The organism is Plantactinospora sp. A48, assembly GCF_055793945.1.
This window is the reverse complement of the sequence record NZ_JBTIXF010000043.1, coordinates 24576-42032: the sequence shown is the minus strand read 5'-3', so window position 1 is coordinate 42032 and position 17457 is coordinate 24576. Positions and strand designations below refer to the sequence as shown.

Below are 17457 nucleotides of genomic sequence, written 5' to 3'. Positions count from 1 at the left end.
TGGCCGTCCCGAGCGCCGTGGGGCGCCGGGACGGCCAGCGGGGGCGTCACTTCGGCTGGCTCGGGGAGCTGACCGTGATCTTGCCGGAGACGATGTCCGCCTTGACCTGCTCGACCTCGTCCTTCAACGCGGTCGGGATCTTGGTGTCGAACTCGTGGTACGGGGCGAGCGCGACGCCGCCGTTCTTCAGCGTGCCAACGAAGCCCGGGTCGTGCTGGAGCTTCTCGCCGTTGGCGGCCTTGGTGACGGCTTCCTTCACGGCGTCCGAGATGTTCTTCGCGACCGTGCTGAGCAGCACAGAGCAGTTCTGCGTGCTCTGGCAGCCGTCGACGTCCACCCAGATGGCGTTGTACTTGCCGTTGGACGCCTGCGCCGCGGCGGTCGTACCCAGGCCGGCGCCGCCGGCGACGGGCATGATGATGTCCGCGCCCTGGGCGACCAGCGCGTCGCTCTTGTTCTTGCCCTCGTCCTGCTTGACGAAGTCGTTGGTGAACAGGCCGTTCTGGCTGTCCTTGTTCCAACCGAGAACCTGAACGTTCTTGTTCTTCTTCTCGTTGTAGTACTTCACACCGTCGGCGAAGCCATCCATGAAGATGGTCACCGGCGGGATCTTCGCGCCGCCGTAGGTGCCCACCTTGCCGGACTTGCTCATGCCGGCGGCCAGGTAACCCGCCAGGAAGGCGGCCTGGGCGGTGTCGAACTGCATCGGGTAGACGTTCGTCTCCGGCAGCTTGGCGTCGACGATGCCGAACTGCTGGTCCGGGTGCGCCTTGGCGATCTTCGAGGTGGCGTTGCCCATCAGGCCACCCACGGCCAGGACGAAGTCGCACTTCTGGTTCACGAAGCCGGTCAGGTTCGGCTCGTAGTCAGCCTCGGCCTTGGACGCGACGTTCTTGATGTCGATGTTGCTGTTGTTTGCCTTGGCGGCCTGCAGGCCGGCCCAGGCGGACGTGTTGAACGACTTGTCGTCGATCCCCCCGGTGTCGGTCACCATGCAGGCGGTGTACTTTTTGCCGCCGTTGCCGCCGGCGTTGTCATCCTTCGGGGCCTCGCCACAGGCGGCGACACCCAGCGCGAGGCCGCCCACCGCGAATACCGAGACGACCCGCATCCCACGCGCAGTGCGCAAGACGGTCTCCTTCCCCATGCACACCGCCGCGCGGTGGCAAACCAGTACCGGCCACCCTTCGGGTGGCCAGCGTCCCACGTTACGGACGGCAGCGTACGCGCGCACCCGCCCGCCGGCCGACAATCGTGCAGGACCGTTGGCTCCCCGTTACCCTCACGTAACAGTTGCGTGGGGAAGATCACTTTTTGCGTTCAGCGCATTACGACCGCTCGCGACGGAACGTCCGGATCGCGCGGTTCGGCTCGCGTACCAGCAGGTCACCGGCGAGCACAGGCGCTCAGCGCCAGAAGACCGCCACCGCGGCGTTCACCAGGGTGAGCGCGATGATTCCCAGGAAGTGGCCGCGGTTCACCGCATTTCGCTTGCGGGAGAAGAAGACCATCACGAAAATGGCCAGCCCGATCAGGCCCTTGGTGATCAACTTCGCTGGCGCCGGCTCGTCCCCGTCGCGCAGCGGCGCCGACAGAGCCAGCCCGGTCAACACCTGGATCGTCGCACCCCACAGCATCGCGGGGTTGATCCGCAGGCGACCCGAGACGTACTGGGCGATGCCACCGCCGAGCAGCAGCGCGAAGCCGATCAGGTGCAGATAGAGCAGGACCAGACGGAGAGCTTCCACGCGCCCATCCTGCCACCGCCCTCCCGCCGTGAAAGGAAGGGCCCCTTGTTATCGCTTTCCGTATAGCAAGGGACCCCTCTTAACCTTCCTTTCAGGCGAGGCCGGCGCGGGCGGCGACGGCGGTGTCCGGCTGGTCGGCGAAGACGCCGTCCAGGCCAAGCCCGAGGAACAGCTCGTACTCGGCCGTGATGTCGCCCCGGGCGTTCGGGTCGGTGCCGATCCGGAAGTCCGCCGGCAGGAACTGGTTCTCGGCCCGGAACGTCCAGGCGTGTACGACCAGCCCGGCGTGGTGGGCGTCCCGGATGACCGTGGTGGGCGCCTTGAGTCGCCCGTTCGCGTCCCGGGGCACGATGATGTCCTTGCTCAGGCCGACGCCGTCGACGTACCGGCTGAGCTCCTTGAGCCCGACCGGGGTGACCAGGTCGGCGTAGGTCCGCGGGTCGCCGGCCGCGGTGAAGTCGTACGGCTGTCCGGTGGCGTCGATCAGCTGCACCTTCCGGACCTTGATCATCGAGTCGAGCTTGCGCAGGTTGGCCGTCTCGAAGGACTGGATGAAGACCGGGGCGTTGGGGCTGGCCAGGCCGTTGCGCCGCAGCGTGGCCACCAGCGGCTCCTCCAGCGGCAGCCCGATGGACTGGAAGTAGGTGGGGTGCTTCGTCTCCGGGTAGATGCCGATGGTCCGGCCCCGGCGGCGTCCCTCGTTGCGGGCCAGGTCGATGACCTCCTGGAAGGTCGGGATTTCGAGGGTGCCGTCGAAGGCGGTGGTGGTGGGGCGGACCTGCGGTAGCCGTTCCTTGGCCCGCAGCGTCTTCAGCTCGACCAGGGTGAAGTCCTCGGTGAACCATCCGGTGGCGGGCACCCCGTCGATGGTCTTCGTGGTCTTCCGCCCGGCGAACTCGGGGTGCTCGGCCACGTTCGTCGTACCGGTGATGTTGTTCTCGTGGCGGGCGACCAGCACGCCGTCCTTCGTCGAGACCAGGTCCGGCTCGATGAAGTCGGCACCCAACCGGATGGCCAGCCGGTACGACTCGAGGGTGTGCTCCGGCCGGTACCCGCTGGCGCCGCGGTGGCCGATCACGATCGGCCGGGTCTGGTGCGCGGCGTCCCGGCCGTCGCCGCGACCTGGTTCCTGGTTGCCGGCCAGGGCGCTCGATCCGGGTACCGTCACCAGACCGAGCAGCAGGGCCGCGGCCAGGCCGAGAGTGCCCACGGTACGTCTCATTCCGCTTCTCCTTGTCGCGCGTGTTGATCGAGCGGAGTCAACCGGGCCCAGGCGACCGGCGGCTGCGGCGGACCTGACCGGCGGGTGAACCTCACCCGAAGCACCGGAGGACCGGGCCCGTTGGTGGTACGACTGGACACCGTGGCGGTACGCGCGGAGATGCTCCGCCGGCTCGCGCAGAATCCCGTCCGGGTCGTGCCACTGGCGTTCCTCGGGGCGATCCTGGCGGGTACGGCTCTGCTGATGCTGCCCGTCGCGCACAGCGGTCCGGGTTCCGCGTCGTTCGTGACGGCGCTGTTCACCTCGACGTCGGCGATCTGCACCTCGGGGCTCGCGGTGGCGCCCACCCGGGAGTACTGGTCACCGCTGGGGCACGTGCTGATCACGGTGCTGACCCAGGCCGGCGGGTTCGGCATCACCACCATGGCCACGCTGCTCACCCTGCTGGTGTCCCGCCGGCTGGGTCTGCGCAACCGGCTGGTGCTCCAGGCCGAGGGGTCCCGGCTGGGCATCGGCAACGCCCGTCGGGTGCTGCTGCGGATCGCCCTGGTCTCGCTGGGCTGCGAGGCCGCCGCCGCCGCCGTGGTCGCGGCCCGCCTGTTCACCGCGTACGACTACCCGCTGTGGAAGGCCTGCTGGTACGGCGTCTTCCACGCGGTGCAGGCGTTCAACAACAGCGGTTTCAGCCTGTTCCCGGACAGCCTCCGACACTTCGTGGGGGACGGCTGGATCTGCCTGCCGCTCACCCTGGCCGTCATCGTCGGCGCGACCGGGTTCCCGGTGCTGTTCGAGCTGTGGGGCCGGTGGCGTGAGCCGGGCCGGTGGTCCACGCACACCCGACTCACCGTGCTGGGCTCGCTGGTTCTGCTGGCCGTCGGGTTCGTGGCGGTGCTCGCGTTCGAGTGGCGCAACCCGGTCACCCTCGGCCCGCTGGACGTACCCAGCAAGGTGCTGGCGAGCTTCGTGCAGGGCACCATCCCGCGATCCGGCGGCCTGAACAGCCTCGACTACGGTGCCATGCGCGAGACGACCAGTTCCGTGATCACCGGGTTGATGTTCATCGGTGGGGGCAGCGCGAGCACCGCCGGCGGCATCAAGGTCACCACGTTCTTCCTGCTCGCCTTCGTGATCCTGGCCGAGTTGCGGGGCGATCCGGATGTGATCATCGGGCGTCGCCGGATCGCCGAGTCGACCCAGCGGCTCGCCCTGACCATCTCGCTGCTCGCGGTCGCCGTCGCGAGCGGCGGCACGCTGCTGCTGGCCGGGATGACCACCGGGGTGCGGCTGTACCAGGAACTGTTCGAGGCGGTGTCGGCGCTGTCGACCGCCGGGATCACCTCCGGGGTGACCGGGGTGCTGCCCACCGACGGCCGGCTGCTGCTGATCGTCCTGATGTACCTGGGTCGGGTCGGCACGGTGGCCGCGGCCTCCGCGCTGGCCCTGCGGGCCCGACCACGGCTGTACCGGTACGCCGAGGAGCGTCCCCTTGTGGGCTGACCGGCACCTGCGGCGGCGGACGGCGGTGGGGGACATCGCGGTGATCGGGCTGGGCCGGTTCGGCAGCAAGGTCGCCGAGTCGCTGGCCCGGCTGGGCCACGGGGTGCTGGCGGTCGACCACCGGCAGGAGGCCGTCCAGCACTGGTCGGCGAGCCTGACCCATGTCGTCCAGACCGACGCGACCGACCAGTCCGCCCTGCGCCAGCTCGGGCTGGCCGAGTTCGACCGGACCATCGTGGCCATCGGGTCGGCGCTGGAGGCCAGCGTGCTGGCGGTGGTCAGCCTGGTCGAGATCGGCGTGCCGGAGGTCTGGGCGCGGGCCACGTCGGACGCGCACGCCCGGATCCTCTCCTCGGTCGGCGCGCGGCACGTGGTGTTCCCGGAGGCCGACATGGGGGAACGGGTGGCCCACCTGCTCGCCAGCCGGCTGCTGGACTTCGTGGAGTTCGGTGACGACTTCGCGATCGCCAAGACCCGTACCCCACCGAGCATGGCCGGCCGCCGGATCGGCGACATCACCAGCGAGGACCGCTTCGGGGTGGTCATCATCGGGGTACGCGACGGGGAGCACCGGTTCACGCCGGTTCAGCCGGACACCGTGGTCCCGAAGGACGGCGCGTTGGTGGTCGAGGGCACCATCGAGGGCGTACAGCGGTTCTCGACCGCGCGGTGACGCCCGGCGGGCCGGTCCAGCGGTGGCTCCCGGCGGGCCGGTCTCGGGGCGGCGGCGACGCCGAGCGGCTCAGGACCGCTTGGCCTTCGTGGGCCGTTTCGCCCCCTTGACCGGCGCTACGCTTTTTTTGCCGACGACTTCGGGTTGGCCCTCTTCGCGTGCTCGGGGGCCTTCGGCTTCTCCGGCCGGGGCGGCTTGGCCTTCCCGCCGGTGACCGTGGTCGGCCGCCGGCTGCCGCCGGTGGCCCGGTCGCCCGCGGCCTGGCCGCCCGACGCGGTCGCGCGGGTCTCCGGGGTGCCCGCCACCCCGGAGACCTGGACGGTGCAGGTCGAGTCGTTCAACCGGAACTCGGTCGGCAGCGGGTTCCCGCTCCGGTACGCCCCGGCGAACTCCACCGCCGCGGAGCCGCCCGCACCGAGGGTCGCCGCGCCGGGCTGCGGCCTCAGCATCACCGAACTGCCGTGCTGCTCGACCTGGGCGGCGGCGCCTCGGGACACCGTCTGGTCGCCGGGAAAGGCGAAGCTGAGCCGCCAGTCGGCAACCGCCTCGGTGCCGCTGTTGGTGACCGTGACGGCCGCGTCGAAGCCCGACCCGGTGTCCCGGCGCAGCGCGTAGTCGACCTGGCACCGCGGCCCCGCCGGCTCGGCGGCCTGGACCTCGTCGGGTCCGCCGGCGGGGGTCCGGGAGGTGACCGCCCAGACCGCGCCGGTTATCGCGACCAGGCCGATGCCCGCGGCCGCCGCCTCCAACCGGGTACGGCGGCGCGGGCCCGCACCGTCGCCCGGTGCGCCGACGCTGGCCCGCCCACGCCGTCGTTGCCGCCCGGTCGCCGCCGTGGGCAGCCGGAACGCGCCGGTCGTCGCCGACGACGGCAGGATGGTGGTCCCGGCGTTCGCCAGGTCGTCCGGGTCGTACTCGTAGCCGCCGGATAGGCCGGTCGGTGCCGGGGAGACCGGCAGGACCGAGGCGATGCCGAGCGCCTCGGCCAGTTCGCGGGCCACCTCGGCGCTGCCCGGCCGGTCCGTCGGGTCCTTGGCCAGGCACCTGTCGCACAGCCGGGCCACCCCGTCCGGCAGGCCGGGTACGGCCGGCAGCGGCTCGGGTTCGCGGTGGAGGTGCGCGCGCAGGATCTCGGTCTTGGTGCTGGCCGTCCAGGGCAACCGGCCGGTCAGCGACCGGTAGAGCAGCAGCGCGAGCGCGTAGACGTCGGCCGCGGCGGTCACCTGCGCACCGTCCAGCCGCTCCGGCGCCAGGTACGCGGGCGTACCGAGCAGGGTGCCGTCCGGGTCGACATCCCGCTCCCCGACCAGCGCGGAGATGCCGAAGTCCACCACCTTGGCACCGCCGCTGGTCAGCATGACGTTCCCCGGTGTCACGTCGCGATGCACGACGCCTCGGGCGTGCGCGGTGGCCAGCGCCGACGCGACCTCCGCGCAGACCGTCAACGCCTCACGCCAGGGCAGCGACCCGCGCTGGGCCAGGCGGGCCGCCAGCGACTCCCCGTCGAGCAGTTCCATCACCACGTACGGCAGCGTGACCGCGTCCTCGGTCGACTCGCCGTAGTCGTACACGTTTGTGATGTTGGGGTGGCACAGCCGGGCGACGGCCTTGGCCTCCTGTCGGAGCCGGTGCCGGAAGGCCCGGTCGGCGGCCAGCCGGGGGGCCAGCACCTTGATCGCCACCTGCCGGCCCAGCACCTCGTCGTAGCCGCGCCAGACCACCGACATGCCACCGGCGCCGAGCCGTTCCACCAGCCGGTACCGCTCGCCGAGCAGTCGGGTCACCGGTCCGTTTTCCGCAGCCATGAGGTCAGCTGTTGCCCTACCGCAAGGAATTTACACCTTCCACGGCCGTCGACTTTGGTCCCGCCGGCCGGCGCCGGTCAGCCTCGGGCGAGGAGCTGGTCCACCGGGGCGTAGTCGTCGGTCAGCACCCGGGCCCGGTCGACGAAGTCGGCCAGCGCCGCGCCCGAGTACAGCGCCACCGGTTCGGTGGAGACCTCCGCGAGCCGCCGGTCCAGCGCGGTGAGCGGCAGCGGCGACGGCGAGGCGACGATCACGAAGTTGGCGCCCTGCCGCCCGTCCACCGCGTCGGGCGGCGCGACGAGGGCCACGTACGGGAACTCGGCCGCCACCGTGGCCAGTTCGGCGCGGACGAACCGGGCCGGTGGATAGTCGATGACGTTCTGCACGTACATGCCACCGGGGCGGACCACCCGGCGGATCTCGGCCGCCATCTCCCGGGTGGCCAGGTGCCAGGGCACCACCAGATGCCCGAAGGCGTCGCCCACCACCAGATCGGCGCTGGCCGACGCCCGCCGCCGCAGCGAGATGCGCGCGTCACCGACCGACACCGTGAGGTCGGGGCCGGTCCGCACGCCCAGCTCGCGACGGTCCAGCTCGACCAGCGCGCCGTCCAACTCGTACACCGCGTTGGTGGAGCCGGGCCGGGTGGCCGAGAGGTACCGGGGCATGGTGAAACCGCCGCCGCCCAGGTGTACGGCCGCAAGCGGCCGGTCCGGCGAGGCCAGGACATCCACCGCCGCGCCGAACCACTGGGTGTAGCCGAACCTCAGCCGGCGCGGGTCGGCCAGGTCCACGTACGAGTGCTGGGCCGAGTTGAGCCACAGCGTCCGGCCGGACCCGACCCCGGGATCGGCCACCACCCGCGCGCAGTGATACGCGGTCTCCACATCGCAGGGCGTCGGCGCCACCGCCGACGCCGCCGCCCCGGCCAGCCCGACGACGGCCGCGGCGGCCCGGACCCGGGGCCGACCCGGCAGACCGGTACGGGACCGCCGCCGCAGATAACCGGCCAGCAGCAGCCCGGTCAGCCCGAGTACGACCGCGAGACTCACCACGATCGCCGTGGTGGACAGCGCCGCCACCAGGACGAAGCCGGTGGCCAGGGTGGCCGTGATGCCACCCAGGGTGCCGAGGCTGGACAGCCGGCCCACCACCTGCCCGGTCCGGCGCAGGTCACCCAGTTGCAGCTTCACCACCAGCGGGGTCACCGCCGACAGCAGGGCGGCCGGCACGAAGACGGCGAGCGAGGTCAGCAGCAGGATGCCGGACACCGCGCTGCCCCGCAGCCACTCGCCCGCGTACCGCACCACGGGCAGGCTGACCGCGGCGGCGATCCCGGCCAGCACGAAGGCCGGCGCCAGCAGCGCCCGCGGGTCACGCCGGTCGGCCAGCCAACCGCCACACCACGCGCCGTAGGCGATGGCCGCCAACGCCACCCCGATGACCGAGCTGGTCACCTGGAGGGTCACCCCGAGGTACGGCCCGACGAGCCGAAGCGACACGGTTTCCAACACCAGCACGGCACCGCTGGCCAGGAAGACCAGGCCGGCCGCGAGGCCGGCCGGCAGGGCACCGGCAGCGTCCGGCACCGCCGGCCCGGTTTCGGTCGCGAGGTCGGGTGAGGTGGAGGTCACCGTCGAGATGGTACGCAGCCGGCGGCACAAAAGCCCTAATACATCGACAAATGAACGTGGTTCGTGTGGTCGGCGGCCGGGCTGCCACCCCCGCTGTACGAGCGCCAACCCGTACTCGGCATCCAGATCTGCCGGTACCAGATCACGTACAGCACGCCGAGTCGGCTGGCGTTCTTGAGGAAGAACGCGGCCAGCCGGTCGCCGTACGCCTTGTCCCCGCCGGTGGCGCTGCGGTTCTCGAAGCCCCCGGCCGCGGCCGAGAAGTCGCAGGCCCGGCCCTTGGGGTGTTCACCGCCGCCGCCGGTGCGATGGCAGTTCGTGTACCGGGTGAAACCGGCCGCCCGCGCCTGCTGGTAGGCGTGCAGGGTGCGCGGGGTGATGCAGCTCGACGTGGTGGGATCGTCCACCGAGCACGACTCGCTCGGCCAGGAGCCGTCCGAGTTGCGCGGCGCCGGCTGGGCCAGTTTGGAGCTGGCGCTGACGAAGCTGCCCGTACCTCCACCGCCGGCCGCCGTCAGCGCCCGCTCGGCATCGCGCTTCTTCTGGGCCATCACCGCGACCTGGCGGCGCTGCTCGGCCACCTCCGTGTCGATGCCGGCCTTCGCCTCCGCCGCCTCGGCGCGGGCCCGGGCGAGCGCGCCGAGCGCCTGGTCGTCCCGCTGGGCCATCATCTCCAGCTCCGCCGCCCGGTCCAGGAAGTCCTGCGGTGAGGCGCTGTTCAGCAGCGCCGTCACCGGGCCGAGCCGACCCATCCGGTACGACCGGGCCGCGACGGCGCCAGCCTCGACGTTCAGCGCGGCCAGCCGGCCCTCGACGTCCCGCAGCCGCGCGGTCAGTTCCTTCTGCCGCTTGACCGAGACGTCCAGCTTGTGCTGCGCGTCGATGTGTCCCCGGGACGCCGCCTCCAGGACCTCCCGCAGCTTCTTGGTGCCGCCCTCGTCGTCCGTGCCCGGGGCCGCGAACGCGACCGTGGCCGGCACCACCGCGACGGCCGGACCGCCCAGCAGCGCCAGGACCAGAACCAGGAGAAATCGTCGTACGACCGGCGTCCCACGCATCCGCACGCGGATCCTTCCCCTCGGCCGCCTCCCCGGCCGGCGGGTTCGGACCCGCCTGGCGGCTGCCCCGGACGGACCGGACCATGCCGGCCACGTCGAGGCGCCCGAGAGCCTACCCGAGCACGCCACCCCCGGCTGCCCCACAGAACCCACCGCACCCACCCAACCACCCTCCGCACCCAGCCCAGCGACCACAGGGGTTCCGCCGAGCCCGCCCACGACGGGATCAAGCCTGACCGCCCAGAGTGGGCGGGCTCGGCGGAACCCACCCCCGGGCTCGGCGTAACCCCGACCGGGCTCGGCGGAACCCCCGACCGGCGGAACCCGAACCACTACTGGTCGGGAAGCAGCACCGACCTCACCTCGTGCCAGGTCTCCTCGTCGATCGCCACCAGCAGCCCCCGGTCGTCACCTGCCGGGTGGTACTCGGTGCCGTCGAACCGTCGAGCCACCCCGCCCGCGGAGCGGACCAGCAGCACTCCGGGGGCGTGGTCCCAGGGCAGGGTGCGCCAGAAGAGCACGAACTGTTGTGCTCCGGTGAGCATGTCCAGGTACTCCCGGCCGGCGCAGTGCTGACCGTCCAGCAACTCGCCGAGTCGGTGTTCGCCGGCCGCCACCTCGGCCCGCAGCTCGGGGGGTAGGAACCGGGTCATCGCCACCCCGCGTACCTCGTCGAGCGGGGGCCGGTCGGCACCCGGCCGGACCGGTACGCCGTTCAGCCGGGTGGGGCTGCCGAGCGTGGCGACGGCCAGATCGTCCGCGAGCGGGTCCAGCACCCAGCTCGCGGTCAGCACGCCGTCTCGCAGCAGGGCCACCATGATGGCGAACGGCCGCCGCCCGGCGGCGAAGTTGGCGGTCCCGTCGACCGGGTCGACCAGCCAGACGTCACCGCCGCCGGACAGGTGCTGGAGCTGTTCCGGCCGGTCGGCGACGGACTCCTCGCCGACCACCACGGAGCCGGGTAGCAGCTCGACGAGGCGGTCGGTGATCAGCCGCTCGGCCTTGCGGTCCGCCACGGTCACGAGGTCGCCGGGGGCCTTCTCCTCGATGTCGGCCGCGTCGAGCTGCTGGAACAGTGGCACCACGACGTCCGCCGCCGCTTCCCGCAGCAGCGCGCTGACCTGGTCGAGCGGTATCTCAGCCACGTGGCGGAAGCTTGACCACGCTGACGAAGAACTCGTCGATCTGACGGACCACCGCGATGAACCGTTCGAAGTCGACCGGCTTCGTGACGTACGCGTTCGCGTGCAGTTGGTAGCTGCGCAGGATGTCCTCGTCGGCCTGGGAGGTGGTGAGCACCACCACGGGAATCTGCCGCAGCAGCTCGTCCTTCTTGATCTCCTCCAGCACCTCCCGGCCGTCCCGGCGGGGCAGGTTGAGGTCGAGCAGGATGAGATCGGGCGTGGCGGCGTCGGCGAACTGGCCCTGCCGGCGCAGGTACGCGAGCGCCTCGTCGCCGTCGGAGACGACGGTGAGCCGGTTGCGCAGCTTGTGCTCCTCGAACGCCTCCTGGGTCATGAGCACGTCACCGGGGTCGTCCTCGACGAGCAGGACCTCGATCGGGCTCCTGCCGTCGGCGGGTGCCGTCATGCCACCGTCTCCTTCGCGTCACCACTGCTCTGGCCCCGGCCCTGCGGCGTCGGCTCTGCCTCGTCGTCCGCCCGCACGCTACCGTCGGCGCGCTGGTCGGCCGTCTCCGAGGTCGTCCCGACCGCGTCCGGCGCCGTAGCGGTCGCGTCCGCCGCTGGACCCGCCGCGTCCGCCGCTGGACCCGCCGCGTCCACAGCCGGTCCGGCCGCGTCTGGTGCCGCAGCCGATCCGGCCCCGGCCGCCTCGGCGTCCGGGTCCGCCTCGACCCCGGTCGCCGGTTCGTCGGCGGTGTCCGTTTCGGCTTCCGCGTCCGCCTCGGCCCCGGTCGCGGGGTCGTCGGCGGTGTCCGGCTCGTCCTCGGGCGTGAGGTTCCCGAACCCCGGGATCACCGGCAACGTGAACCGGATGGCCGTACCTTCGTCGACGTCCGTGGCCACCCACACCCGGCCGCCATGGTATTCCACGATCTTCTTGACGATGGCCAAACCGATGCCGGTACCGGGATAGGCGTCCTTCGAGTGCAGGCGCTGGAAGATCACGAAGATCTTGTCGACGTACTCGGGCTCGATCCCGATGCCGTTGTCCCGGCAGGTGATCTCCCACTCGTCGTCGACCCGGCGCGCCGACACCTGCACCTTGGCGGGTACGTCGGGACGACGGAACTTGATCGAGTTGCTGACGAGGTTCGCGATCAGGTTGGTCAGCAGCGCCTCCTCGCCCCGTACCACGGGCAGCGGCGACCAGGTCAGCTCGGCGTCGGCGTACTGGCGCGCGGCCTCGGTCTGGCCGGCCACGTCGCCCATCACCTTGTTGAGGTCGACCTCGGTGAACCCGGAGGTGACCCGGCCGATCCGGGAGAAGGCCAACAGGTCGTTGATCAGCCGCTGCATCCGCTGGGCACCGTCCACCGCGAACGCGATGTACTGGTCGGCCCGCTCGTCGAGCTGCCCGGCGTACCGGCGTTGCAGCAGCTGGCAGAAGCTGGCCACCTTACGCAGCGGCTCCTGAAGGTCGTGCGAGGCCACGTACGCGAACTGCTCCAGGTCCCGGTTGGACCGGACCAGCTCCTCGGCCTGCTGCTGGAGCCGCTCGTTGGCCTCCTCGATGTTCGCCCGCGCCGCCCGCACCTCGGCCAGGTCGGCCGCGATCCGCTGCCGCATGGCGTCGACATCCCCGGCCAGCAGGGCCACCTCCGGCGGCCCGACCCGGTCGATCGCGGCGCCGTAGTCGCCGGACGCGACCTGCCGCACCTGACCGGCCAGGGCGGTCACCGGGCCGATGACCAGCCGGTTCAACGAGACCAACAGGGCCGTACCGGCGAGCAGCACCACCGCGGCGGCGATGATCAGCAGCACCACCAGGGTGTTGCTGGTCCGGTTGACGTCGTCGGCGCCCTGCTGGCGGACCTGCTGGATCGACTCCTGTACGTCGGCGACGCTCGCCCGCAACCGGTCGAACTGCATCCGGCTGGCGTCGGTGAGCAGCGCCTGACCGGCGGCCCGCCCCCGCGCACCGGTGGCCTGGATGACCGGCTCGGCGACGTCCTGCCGCCACCGTTCGGCCTGCCGCTCGGTCTGGGCCAACTGGTCGCGGATCTCCGGCTTCCCGGCCAGCAGCCGATCCATGGTGGCGACCGCGTCCCGCTCCTGCTGCCGACCGGCCTCGTACGGGGCGAGTTCGCTGCGGTCGCCGGTCACCGCGTAGCCGCGTACCCCGGTCTCCTGGTTGACCAGGCTGTTGAGCAGCACCTCGCCCTGAACCCGGAGCGGACTGGTGACGTTCAGAACACGGTCCGTGGCGGACCGGTTCTGCGCCGCCACGACCGCCTCGGCCACGGCCAGCCCGATGAGCAGCAGACCCACCGTCACGCACAGGGCGATCACCCGCTGGCGCAACGACCACCGGTCGCGCCTCATCTGCCCCTCCCCCGGCTCACCAGCAGCATCGCCACGTCGTCGGCGAGCGGCCCTCCGTTGATCTCCTCGGCCCGGCCGACCAGCCAGGCGGGCAGGTCGGACAGCGGCACCAGGCCGGTGGCCGGCTCCCTGAGCAGCCCACCCAGCCCGTCCACGTCGAGGCGGTCGTCGCCCTCCCCCACCCGACCCTCGATCAGCCCGTCGGTGTACATCAGCAGCGACCAGTCCCGGCCGGTCAGCTCCAACTCGTACGCCGTGGGCCGGCGCGGGCGGACCCCGAGCAGCAGCCCGCCGGGCGCCGGTACGGGCGCCACCTGACCGTCGGTGAGCAGCAGCGGCGGCGGGTGTCCGGCCAGCCGGACGGTGGCCCGGTTGGCCGCCAGGTCCAGCCGGGCCGTCGCCACCGTCGCGAAGATCTCCTGGAGCCGGCGCTCGCTCATCAGCACCTGTTCCAGGGCGGGCAGCACCTCGTCGTCCGGGACCCCGGCCAGCACGAGGGCCCGCCAGGCGACCCGCAGTTCGACGCCGAGCGCGGCCTCGTCGACCCCGTGCCCGCACACGTCGCCGACGATCAGATCCACCCGGTCCGGGGAGGTCTGCACCACGTCGTAGAAGTCGCCGCCGATCAGCGCGGCGTGCCGGCCCGGTCGGTAGAACGTGTGTACCGCGACCTGGTCGGTGTCCATCAACGGCTGCGGGAGCAGACCCCGCTCCAGCCGGGCGGACTCGGCCTGTCGCAGTTCCACCTCGCGCAGCCGGCGGGTGTTCTCGTCGGCCCGCTTGCGCTCGACCGCGTACCGCAGCGACCGGGTCAGCAGCACCCCGTCCACCTGGCCCTTCACCAGGTAGTCCTGGGCGCCTTCGGCCACCGCCGCGATACCGAGGTGTTCGTCGGAGCGGCCGGTGAGCACGCAGACCGCGGCGAACCGGGCCATGTCCAGGACCCGCCGCAACCCGTCCAGACCCTGCGCGTCCGGCAGGCCCAGATCGAGCAGCACGCAGTCGACCCCGGTGATCCGCTGCCGGGCCTGGTTGAGGCTGGTGGCGACCGCCAGATCGATCGCCGCGCCGGTCTCGGCCAGCAGCTCACCGACCAGGAAGGCGTCACCCTCGTCGTCCTCGACGAGCAGCACCCGTAGCCGTTCGCCCGGCGGCAGCGCCAGGCCACCGCCAGCCCCACCGCGCGGTTCGGACGCCGCGACGGACGGATGGGTCATCTCGCCGCCTCGTGTCGTCGGAACCGCGCCGTTGGGCGGGGTGGCTCAGTGCTGATCTCGACTCCTTCGCGGTCAGACCGTTGATCGAGCATCAGACGGCACTGGCCGGACCACATTACTGGCGGTGAACGACGTACCGCCACCTCCCGAGCGTCGCCCCTGGTGACGCCCCCGGCCGTCCTGAAACGGCGGGTGGGCCGGCCCCGGTCGCCCGTGCTGGGCGCACCACCTGCCGAACGGGTCTCGGACACGGGGTCCAGGCTAGGCGACGGCCGTCCCGGTCCCCCTACCCGGGACGGCGTGCCGTGGCGGATGATGACCTCCCCCTGCTCAGCCTCGGGCGGGACCACGTCGTCTGTGTCTGGAGGAGCCGCCGTGCCCATTCCGCTGGACCGACCGGCCGACCGGGCCCTCGCCCGGCCCCGCCGGCGCGGGCTGGCCGCCGGCGCGACCCTGGTCGCCCTGGCGGCGGTGGCCGTCGCGAGCCTGCTCGGGCTGCGCAATCCGGAGCCCCGACCGGCCGGTGCCCCGGCAACCGAGTTCAGCGCCGGACGGGCGTACGACACGGTGCGGGCGATCGCCGGCCAGCCCCGGGCGGCCGGCAGCCCGGCCGCCGCGCAGGTCCGGGAACGACTGGTCGGCACCCTGCGCGGGCTGGGTCTGACCACCGAGGTGCAGGACGTGGTCGCCGGCGAGGCCGGCCAGAAGATCGGAAAGGGCGGCGCCGCCCTCGGGCGGGTACGCAACGTGATCGCCCGGCTGCCCGGCACCGCGCCCACCGGGCGGGTGTTCCTGGTCGCGCACTACGACTCCGTACCGGTGGGTCCCGGTGGCAACGACGACGCCGCCGGGGTGTCGACGATCCTTGAGGTGGCTCGGGCGCTGGCCGCCGGGCCGCGCCCCCGCAACGACATCGTGTTCGTGCTCACCGACGCCGAGGAGGCGTGCCTGTGCGGCGCGTCGGCGTTCGCCGGTGCCCACCCGCTGGCCGCAGGTGGCGGGGTGGTGCTCAACCTGGAGGCCCGGGGCAGCTCCGGGCCGCCCATCATGTTCGAGACCTCGCGCCGCAACGCCCGGCTGGTCGGCGTGTACGGCGCCGCCGCGCCACACCCGGTGGGCACCTCGTTCGCGGTCGAGGTCTACCGGCTGCTGCCGAACGACACGGACTTCACCGCGTTCACCGAGCACGGTTTCGTCGGGCTGAACTCGGCCTACATCGACGGCGCCGCCGTCTACCACACCCCGCTGGACACGCCGGCCGCGATGGACCGGTCCAGCCTCCAGGCGCACGGCGACAACGCGCTCGCCCTGGCCCGTGCGTTCGGCCGGGCGGACCTGCCGGATCTGCGGGCCGGCGGTGACGCCACCTACTTCCCGGTCCCCGGCGGCCTGATCCACTATCCGGGCTGGCTGACCTGGCCGCTGGCGCTGCTCGCGCTGCTCGCGGTCGGCGCGCTGGCCACGCTGGCCCGACGCGCCGGCCGGACCAGTTGGCCCCGGCTGGCCGCCGCCTTCGGGCTGGGACTGCTGCCCATCGCACTGGCCCCGGTCGCCGCGCAACTGCTCTGGCTCGCCATCACCACGATCCGGCCCGGCTACGCGGAGCTGCTCGATCCGTACCGTCCACTGTGGTATCGGCTGGCGGTGCTGGCGCTGGCCGCGGCGGTCCTGCTCGGCTGGTACGCGCTGCTGCGCCGCCGGACCGGACCGGCCGCGCTGGCGGTCGGCGGCCTGGCCTGGCTGGCCGGGCTGGGAGTGATGCTGGCCGCCGTCGCGCCCGGCGGCTCGTACCTGGTGGTCCTGCCCGCGCTGGCCGGAGCGCTGGGGGGTCTGGCGGCCCTCGCGGCACGCCGGGACGGCCCGTGGGCGGTGCTCGCCCCGTCCGCCGCGGCGGCCGTCGCCGTGATCGTCCTGCTGCCGACCGTGGTCCTGCTCTTCCCCGCCCTCGGGATGGCCCAGGGCGGCGTAGCGGCGCTGCTCGCCGTACTCCTCGGGCTGGCCGCGCTGCCGGCGCTGGAACTGCTGTTCCCGGCCGCCGGCGGCCAACTGGGAATGGCCGCCCTGCGGGCCCGGCGGGCCGCCATGGTCCCCGCACTGGCCACGGCGCTGGCCACCGTACTGTTCGCCGTCGTGGGCCTGGCCGTGGACCGGTTCGACGCCGCGCACCCGGCGCCCACCCATCTGATGTACGCGCTGGACGCCGACACCGGGCAGGCCCGCTGGCTGAGCCGGGAAACCGACCCGCAGCCCTGGACCGCACGGTACGTCCCCGGGCCGGCCACCGACCTGAGCACGGACTTCCCCGCCCTGGACGATCTACGGGTCCGAACCGGACCGGCCGACGCGGCGCCACTGCCCGCCCCGGCCCTCACCGTGCTGGCCGACACCCGGGACGGGACCACGCGCACCCTGCGGCTCCGGCTGACCCCGCAGCGACCCGGCGTACGCCTGCTCTCCCTGCACCTGGACCCCGGCGGCGCCACCCTGCGCCGGGCCACGGTGGCCGACCGGGACCTGCCGGTCAACGACCAACCCGACAACGCCGACACGGCCGGCGAACCGCCCGGCGGCAGCGCTACGACCAGCGGACCGCCCGACGGCAGCGGCCAGCCCAGCGGCAGCGGCAGCGGCAGCGGTCAGGCCAGCGGCAGCGGCAGCGGCAGCGGTCAGGCCAGCGGACGACCTGATGACGGCGGTCAGGCCAGCGGCCAGCCCGGCGGCGGCGGTCAGGCCAGCGGACGACCCGGCGGCAGCGGTGCGGCAAGCGAACGGCCCGGCGGGGGGTCCGGCGAAGGTGGTGCGGGCGGGCCGTGGTCCTGGGGGATGGTGTTCCATGCCCCACCCGCCGACGGCGTCGAGGTGTCGCTGACGCTGGACGGCGCTGCCGGACCGATCCGGTTGCGTGCGATGGACGGCAGCGACGGGCTGACCACCCTGCCCGGCTTCCGCCCCCGGCCCGCCGGCGTCGGCATCACCGGCTCACACACCTCCGAACTGGTCGTCGTGGCCCGCACATACCCGCTGTGAGTGCAAGGAAGGGCCCCTTGTTAACGGCCGTTCCTTCCCTCGAGGTCTTGTTCCTCCGACCCCCGCCGCT

13 protein-coding genes are annotated in these 17457 nt (G+C 72.6%); 3 read left to right on the top strand and 10 right to left on the bottom strand.

Translation table 11 applies throughout. The features are described 5' to 3' along the window. Positions 1-46: 46 nt before the first annotated feature. From ACXN5W_RS20850 to ACXN5W_RS20840, 3 genes are all read right to left on the bottom strand, one after another. Entirely contained in the window at positions 47-1111 is a 1065-nt protein-coding gene (locus tag ACXN5W_RS20850) for a BMP family lipoprotein (protein WP_473160028.1), read from the bottom strand. A gap of 295 nt (positions 1112-1406) precedes the next feature. Continuing rightward, positions 1407-1748 (bottom strand): hypothetical protein, encoded by a 342-nt coding sequence (locus tag ACXN5W_RS20845; RefSeq protein WP_473160013.1) that lies wholly within the window; start codon positions 1746-1748, stop codon positions 1407-1409. A gap of 91 nt (positions 1749-1839) precedes the next feature. Then, a complete protein-coding gene (locus tag ACXN5W_RS20840) occupies positions 1840-2970 on the bottom strand; it encodes a glycerophosphodiester phosphodiesterase (protein WP_473160012.1) in 1131 nt (376 codons plus the stop codon). A 159-nt stretch (positions 2971-3129) separates the two neighbouring features. Here ACXN5W_RS20840 and ACXN5W_RS20835 point away from each other — a divergent pair, with 159 nt between their 5' ends. Further along, the gene (locus ACXN5W_RS20835) at positions 3130-4467 is read left to right on the top strand and encodes a TrkH family potassium uptake protein (protein ID WP_473160027.1); all 1338 of its coding nucleotides are present in this window, start codon (positions 3130-3132) and stop codon (positions 4465-4467) included. Beyond that, complete coding sequence (locus ACXN5W_RS20830) at positions 4457-5140, top strand: potassium channel family protein (protein ID WP_473160011.1); 684 nt, start codon at positions 4457-4459, stop codon at positions 5138-5140. Before ACXN5W_RS20835 ends, ACXN5W_RS20830 begins: the two co-directional genes overlap by 11 nt. Positions 5141-5256: 116 nt before the next feature. Here the strand turns inward: ACXN5W_RS20830 and ACXN5W_RS20825 are convergent, their stop codons facing one another. The 7 genes from ACXN5W_RS20825 to ACXN5W_RS20795 form a co-directional block, all read right to left on the bottom strand. Next, complete coding sequence (locus tag ACXN5W_RS20825) at positions 5257-6945, bottom strand: serine/threonine-protein kinase (RefSeq protein WP_473160010.1); 1689 nt, start codon at positions 6943-6945, stop codon at positions 5257-5259. A gap of 77 nt (positions 6946-7022) precedes the next feature. After that, positions 7023-8579, bottom strand: a complete 1557-nt coding sequence (locus ACXN5W_RS20820; protein WP_473160009.1) for a fused MFS/spermidine synthase — start codon at positions 8577-8579, stop codon at positions 7023-7025. Between the two features lie 35 nt (positions 8580-8614). Beyond that, a complete protein-coding gene (locus ACXN5W_RS20815; RefSeq protein WP_473160008.1) occupies positions 8615-9637 on the bottom strand; it encodes a coiled-coil domain-containing protein in 1023 nt (340 codons plus the stop codon). Positions 9638-9969: 332 nt separating this feature from the next. Beyond that, positions 9970-10782 carry an inositol monophosphatase family protein gene (locus tag ACXN5W_RS20810; RefSeq protein WP_473160007.1) on the bottom strand — a complete coding sequence of 271 codons (813 nt, stop codon included), beginning with the start codon at positions 10780-10782 and terminating at the stop codon, positions 9970-9972. After that, positions 10775-11227, bottom strand: coding sequence for a response regulator (locus ACXN5W_RS20805; RefSeq protein ID WP_473160006.1), 453 nt, complete (start codon positions 11225-11227; stop codon positions 10775-10777). Before ACXN5W_RS20805 ends, ACXN5W_RS20810 begins: the two co-directional genes overlap by 8 nt. Then, on the bottom strand, positions 11224-13143 hold the full coding sequence (locus ACXN5W_RS20800; protein ID WP_473160005.1) for a sensor histidine kinase: 1920 nt from the start codon (positions 13141-13143) through the stop codon (positions 11224-11226). Before ACXN5W_RS20800 ends, ACXN5W_RS20805 begins: the two co-directional genes overlap by 4 nt. Further along, positions 13140-14360 (bottom strand): PP2C family protein-serine/threonine phosphatase, encoded by a 1221-nt coding sequence (locus tag ACXN5W_RS20795; RefSeq protein WP_473160004.1) that lies wholly within the window; start codon positions 14358-14360, stop codon positions 13140-13142. The genes ACXN5W_RS20800 and ACXN5W_RS20795 overlap by 4 nt, the downstream gene beginning before the upstream one ends. A gap of 375 nt (positions 14361-14735) precedes the next feature. On the opposite strand from ACXN5W_RS20795, the gene ACXN5W_RS20790 reads away from it, so the two are divergent. Beyond that, a complete protein-coding gene (locus ACXN5W_RS20790; protein WP_473160003.1) occupies positions 14736-17387 on the top strand; it encodes a M28 family peptidase in 2652 nt (883 codons plus the stop codon). Positions 17388-17457: the final 70 nt, after the last annotated feature.

What these genes read in the sequence shown, in the direction of transcription:
- ACXN5W_RS20850 (WP_473160028.1), bottom strand. Translation starts at nt 1,111, where the DNA reads ATGCGGGTCGTCTCGGTATTCGCGGTGGGCGGCCTCGCGCTGGGTGTC.
- ACXN5W_RS20840 (WP_473160012.1), bottom strand. Translation starts at nt 2,970, where the DNA reads ATGAGACGTACCGTGGGCACTCTCGGCCTGGCCGCGGCCCTGCTGCTC.
- ACXN5W_RS20835 (WP_473160027.1), top strand. Translation starts at nt 3,130, where the DNA reads ATGCTCCGCCGGCTCGCGCAGAATCCCGTCCGGGTCGTGCCACTGGCG.
- ACXN5W_RS20825 (WP_473160010.1), bottom strand. Translation starts at nt 6,945, where the DNA reads ATGGCTGCGGAAAACGGACCGGTGACCCGACTGCTCGGCGAGCGGTAC.
- ACXN5W_RS20815 (WP_473160008.1), bottom strand. Translation starts at nt 9,637, where the DNA reads ATGCGTGGGACGCCGGTCGTACGACGATTTCTCCTGGTTCTGGTCCTG.
- ACXN5W_RS20805 (WP_473160006.1), bottom strand. Translation starts at nt 11,227, where the DNA reads ATGACGGCACCCGCCGACGGCAGGAGCCCGATCGAGGTCCTGCTCGTC.
- ACXN5W_RS20800 (WP_473160005.1), bottom strand. Translation starts at nt 13,143, where the DNA reads ATGAGGCGCGACCGGTGGTCGTTGCGCCAGCGGGTGATCGCCCTGTGC.
- ACXN5W_RS20795 (WP_473160004.1), bottom strand. Translation starts at nt 14,360, where the DNA reads ATGACCCATCCGTCCGTCGCGGCGTCCGAACCGCGCGGTGGGGCTGGC.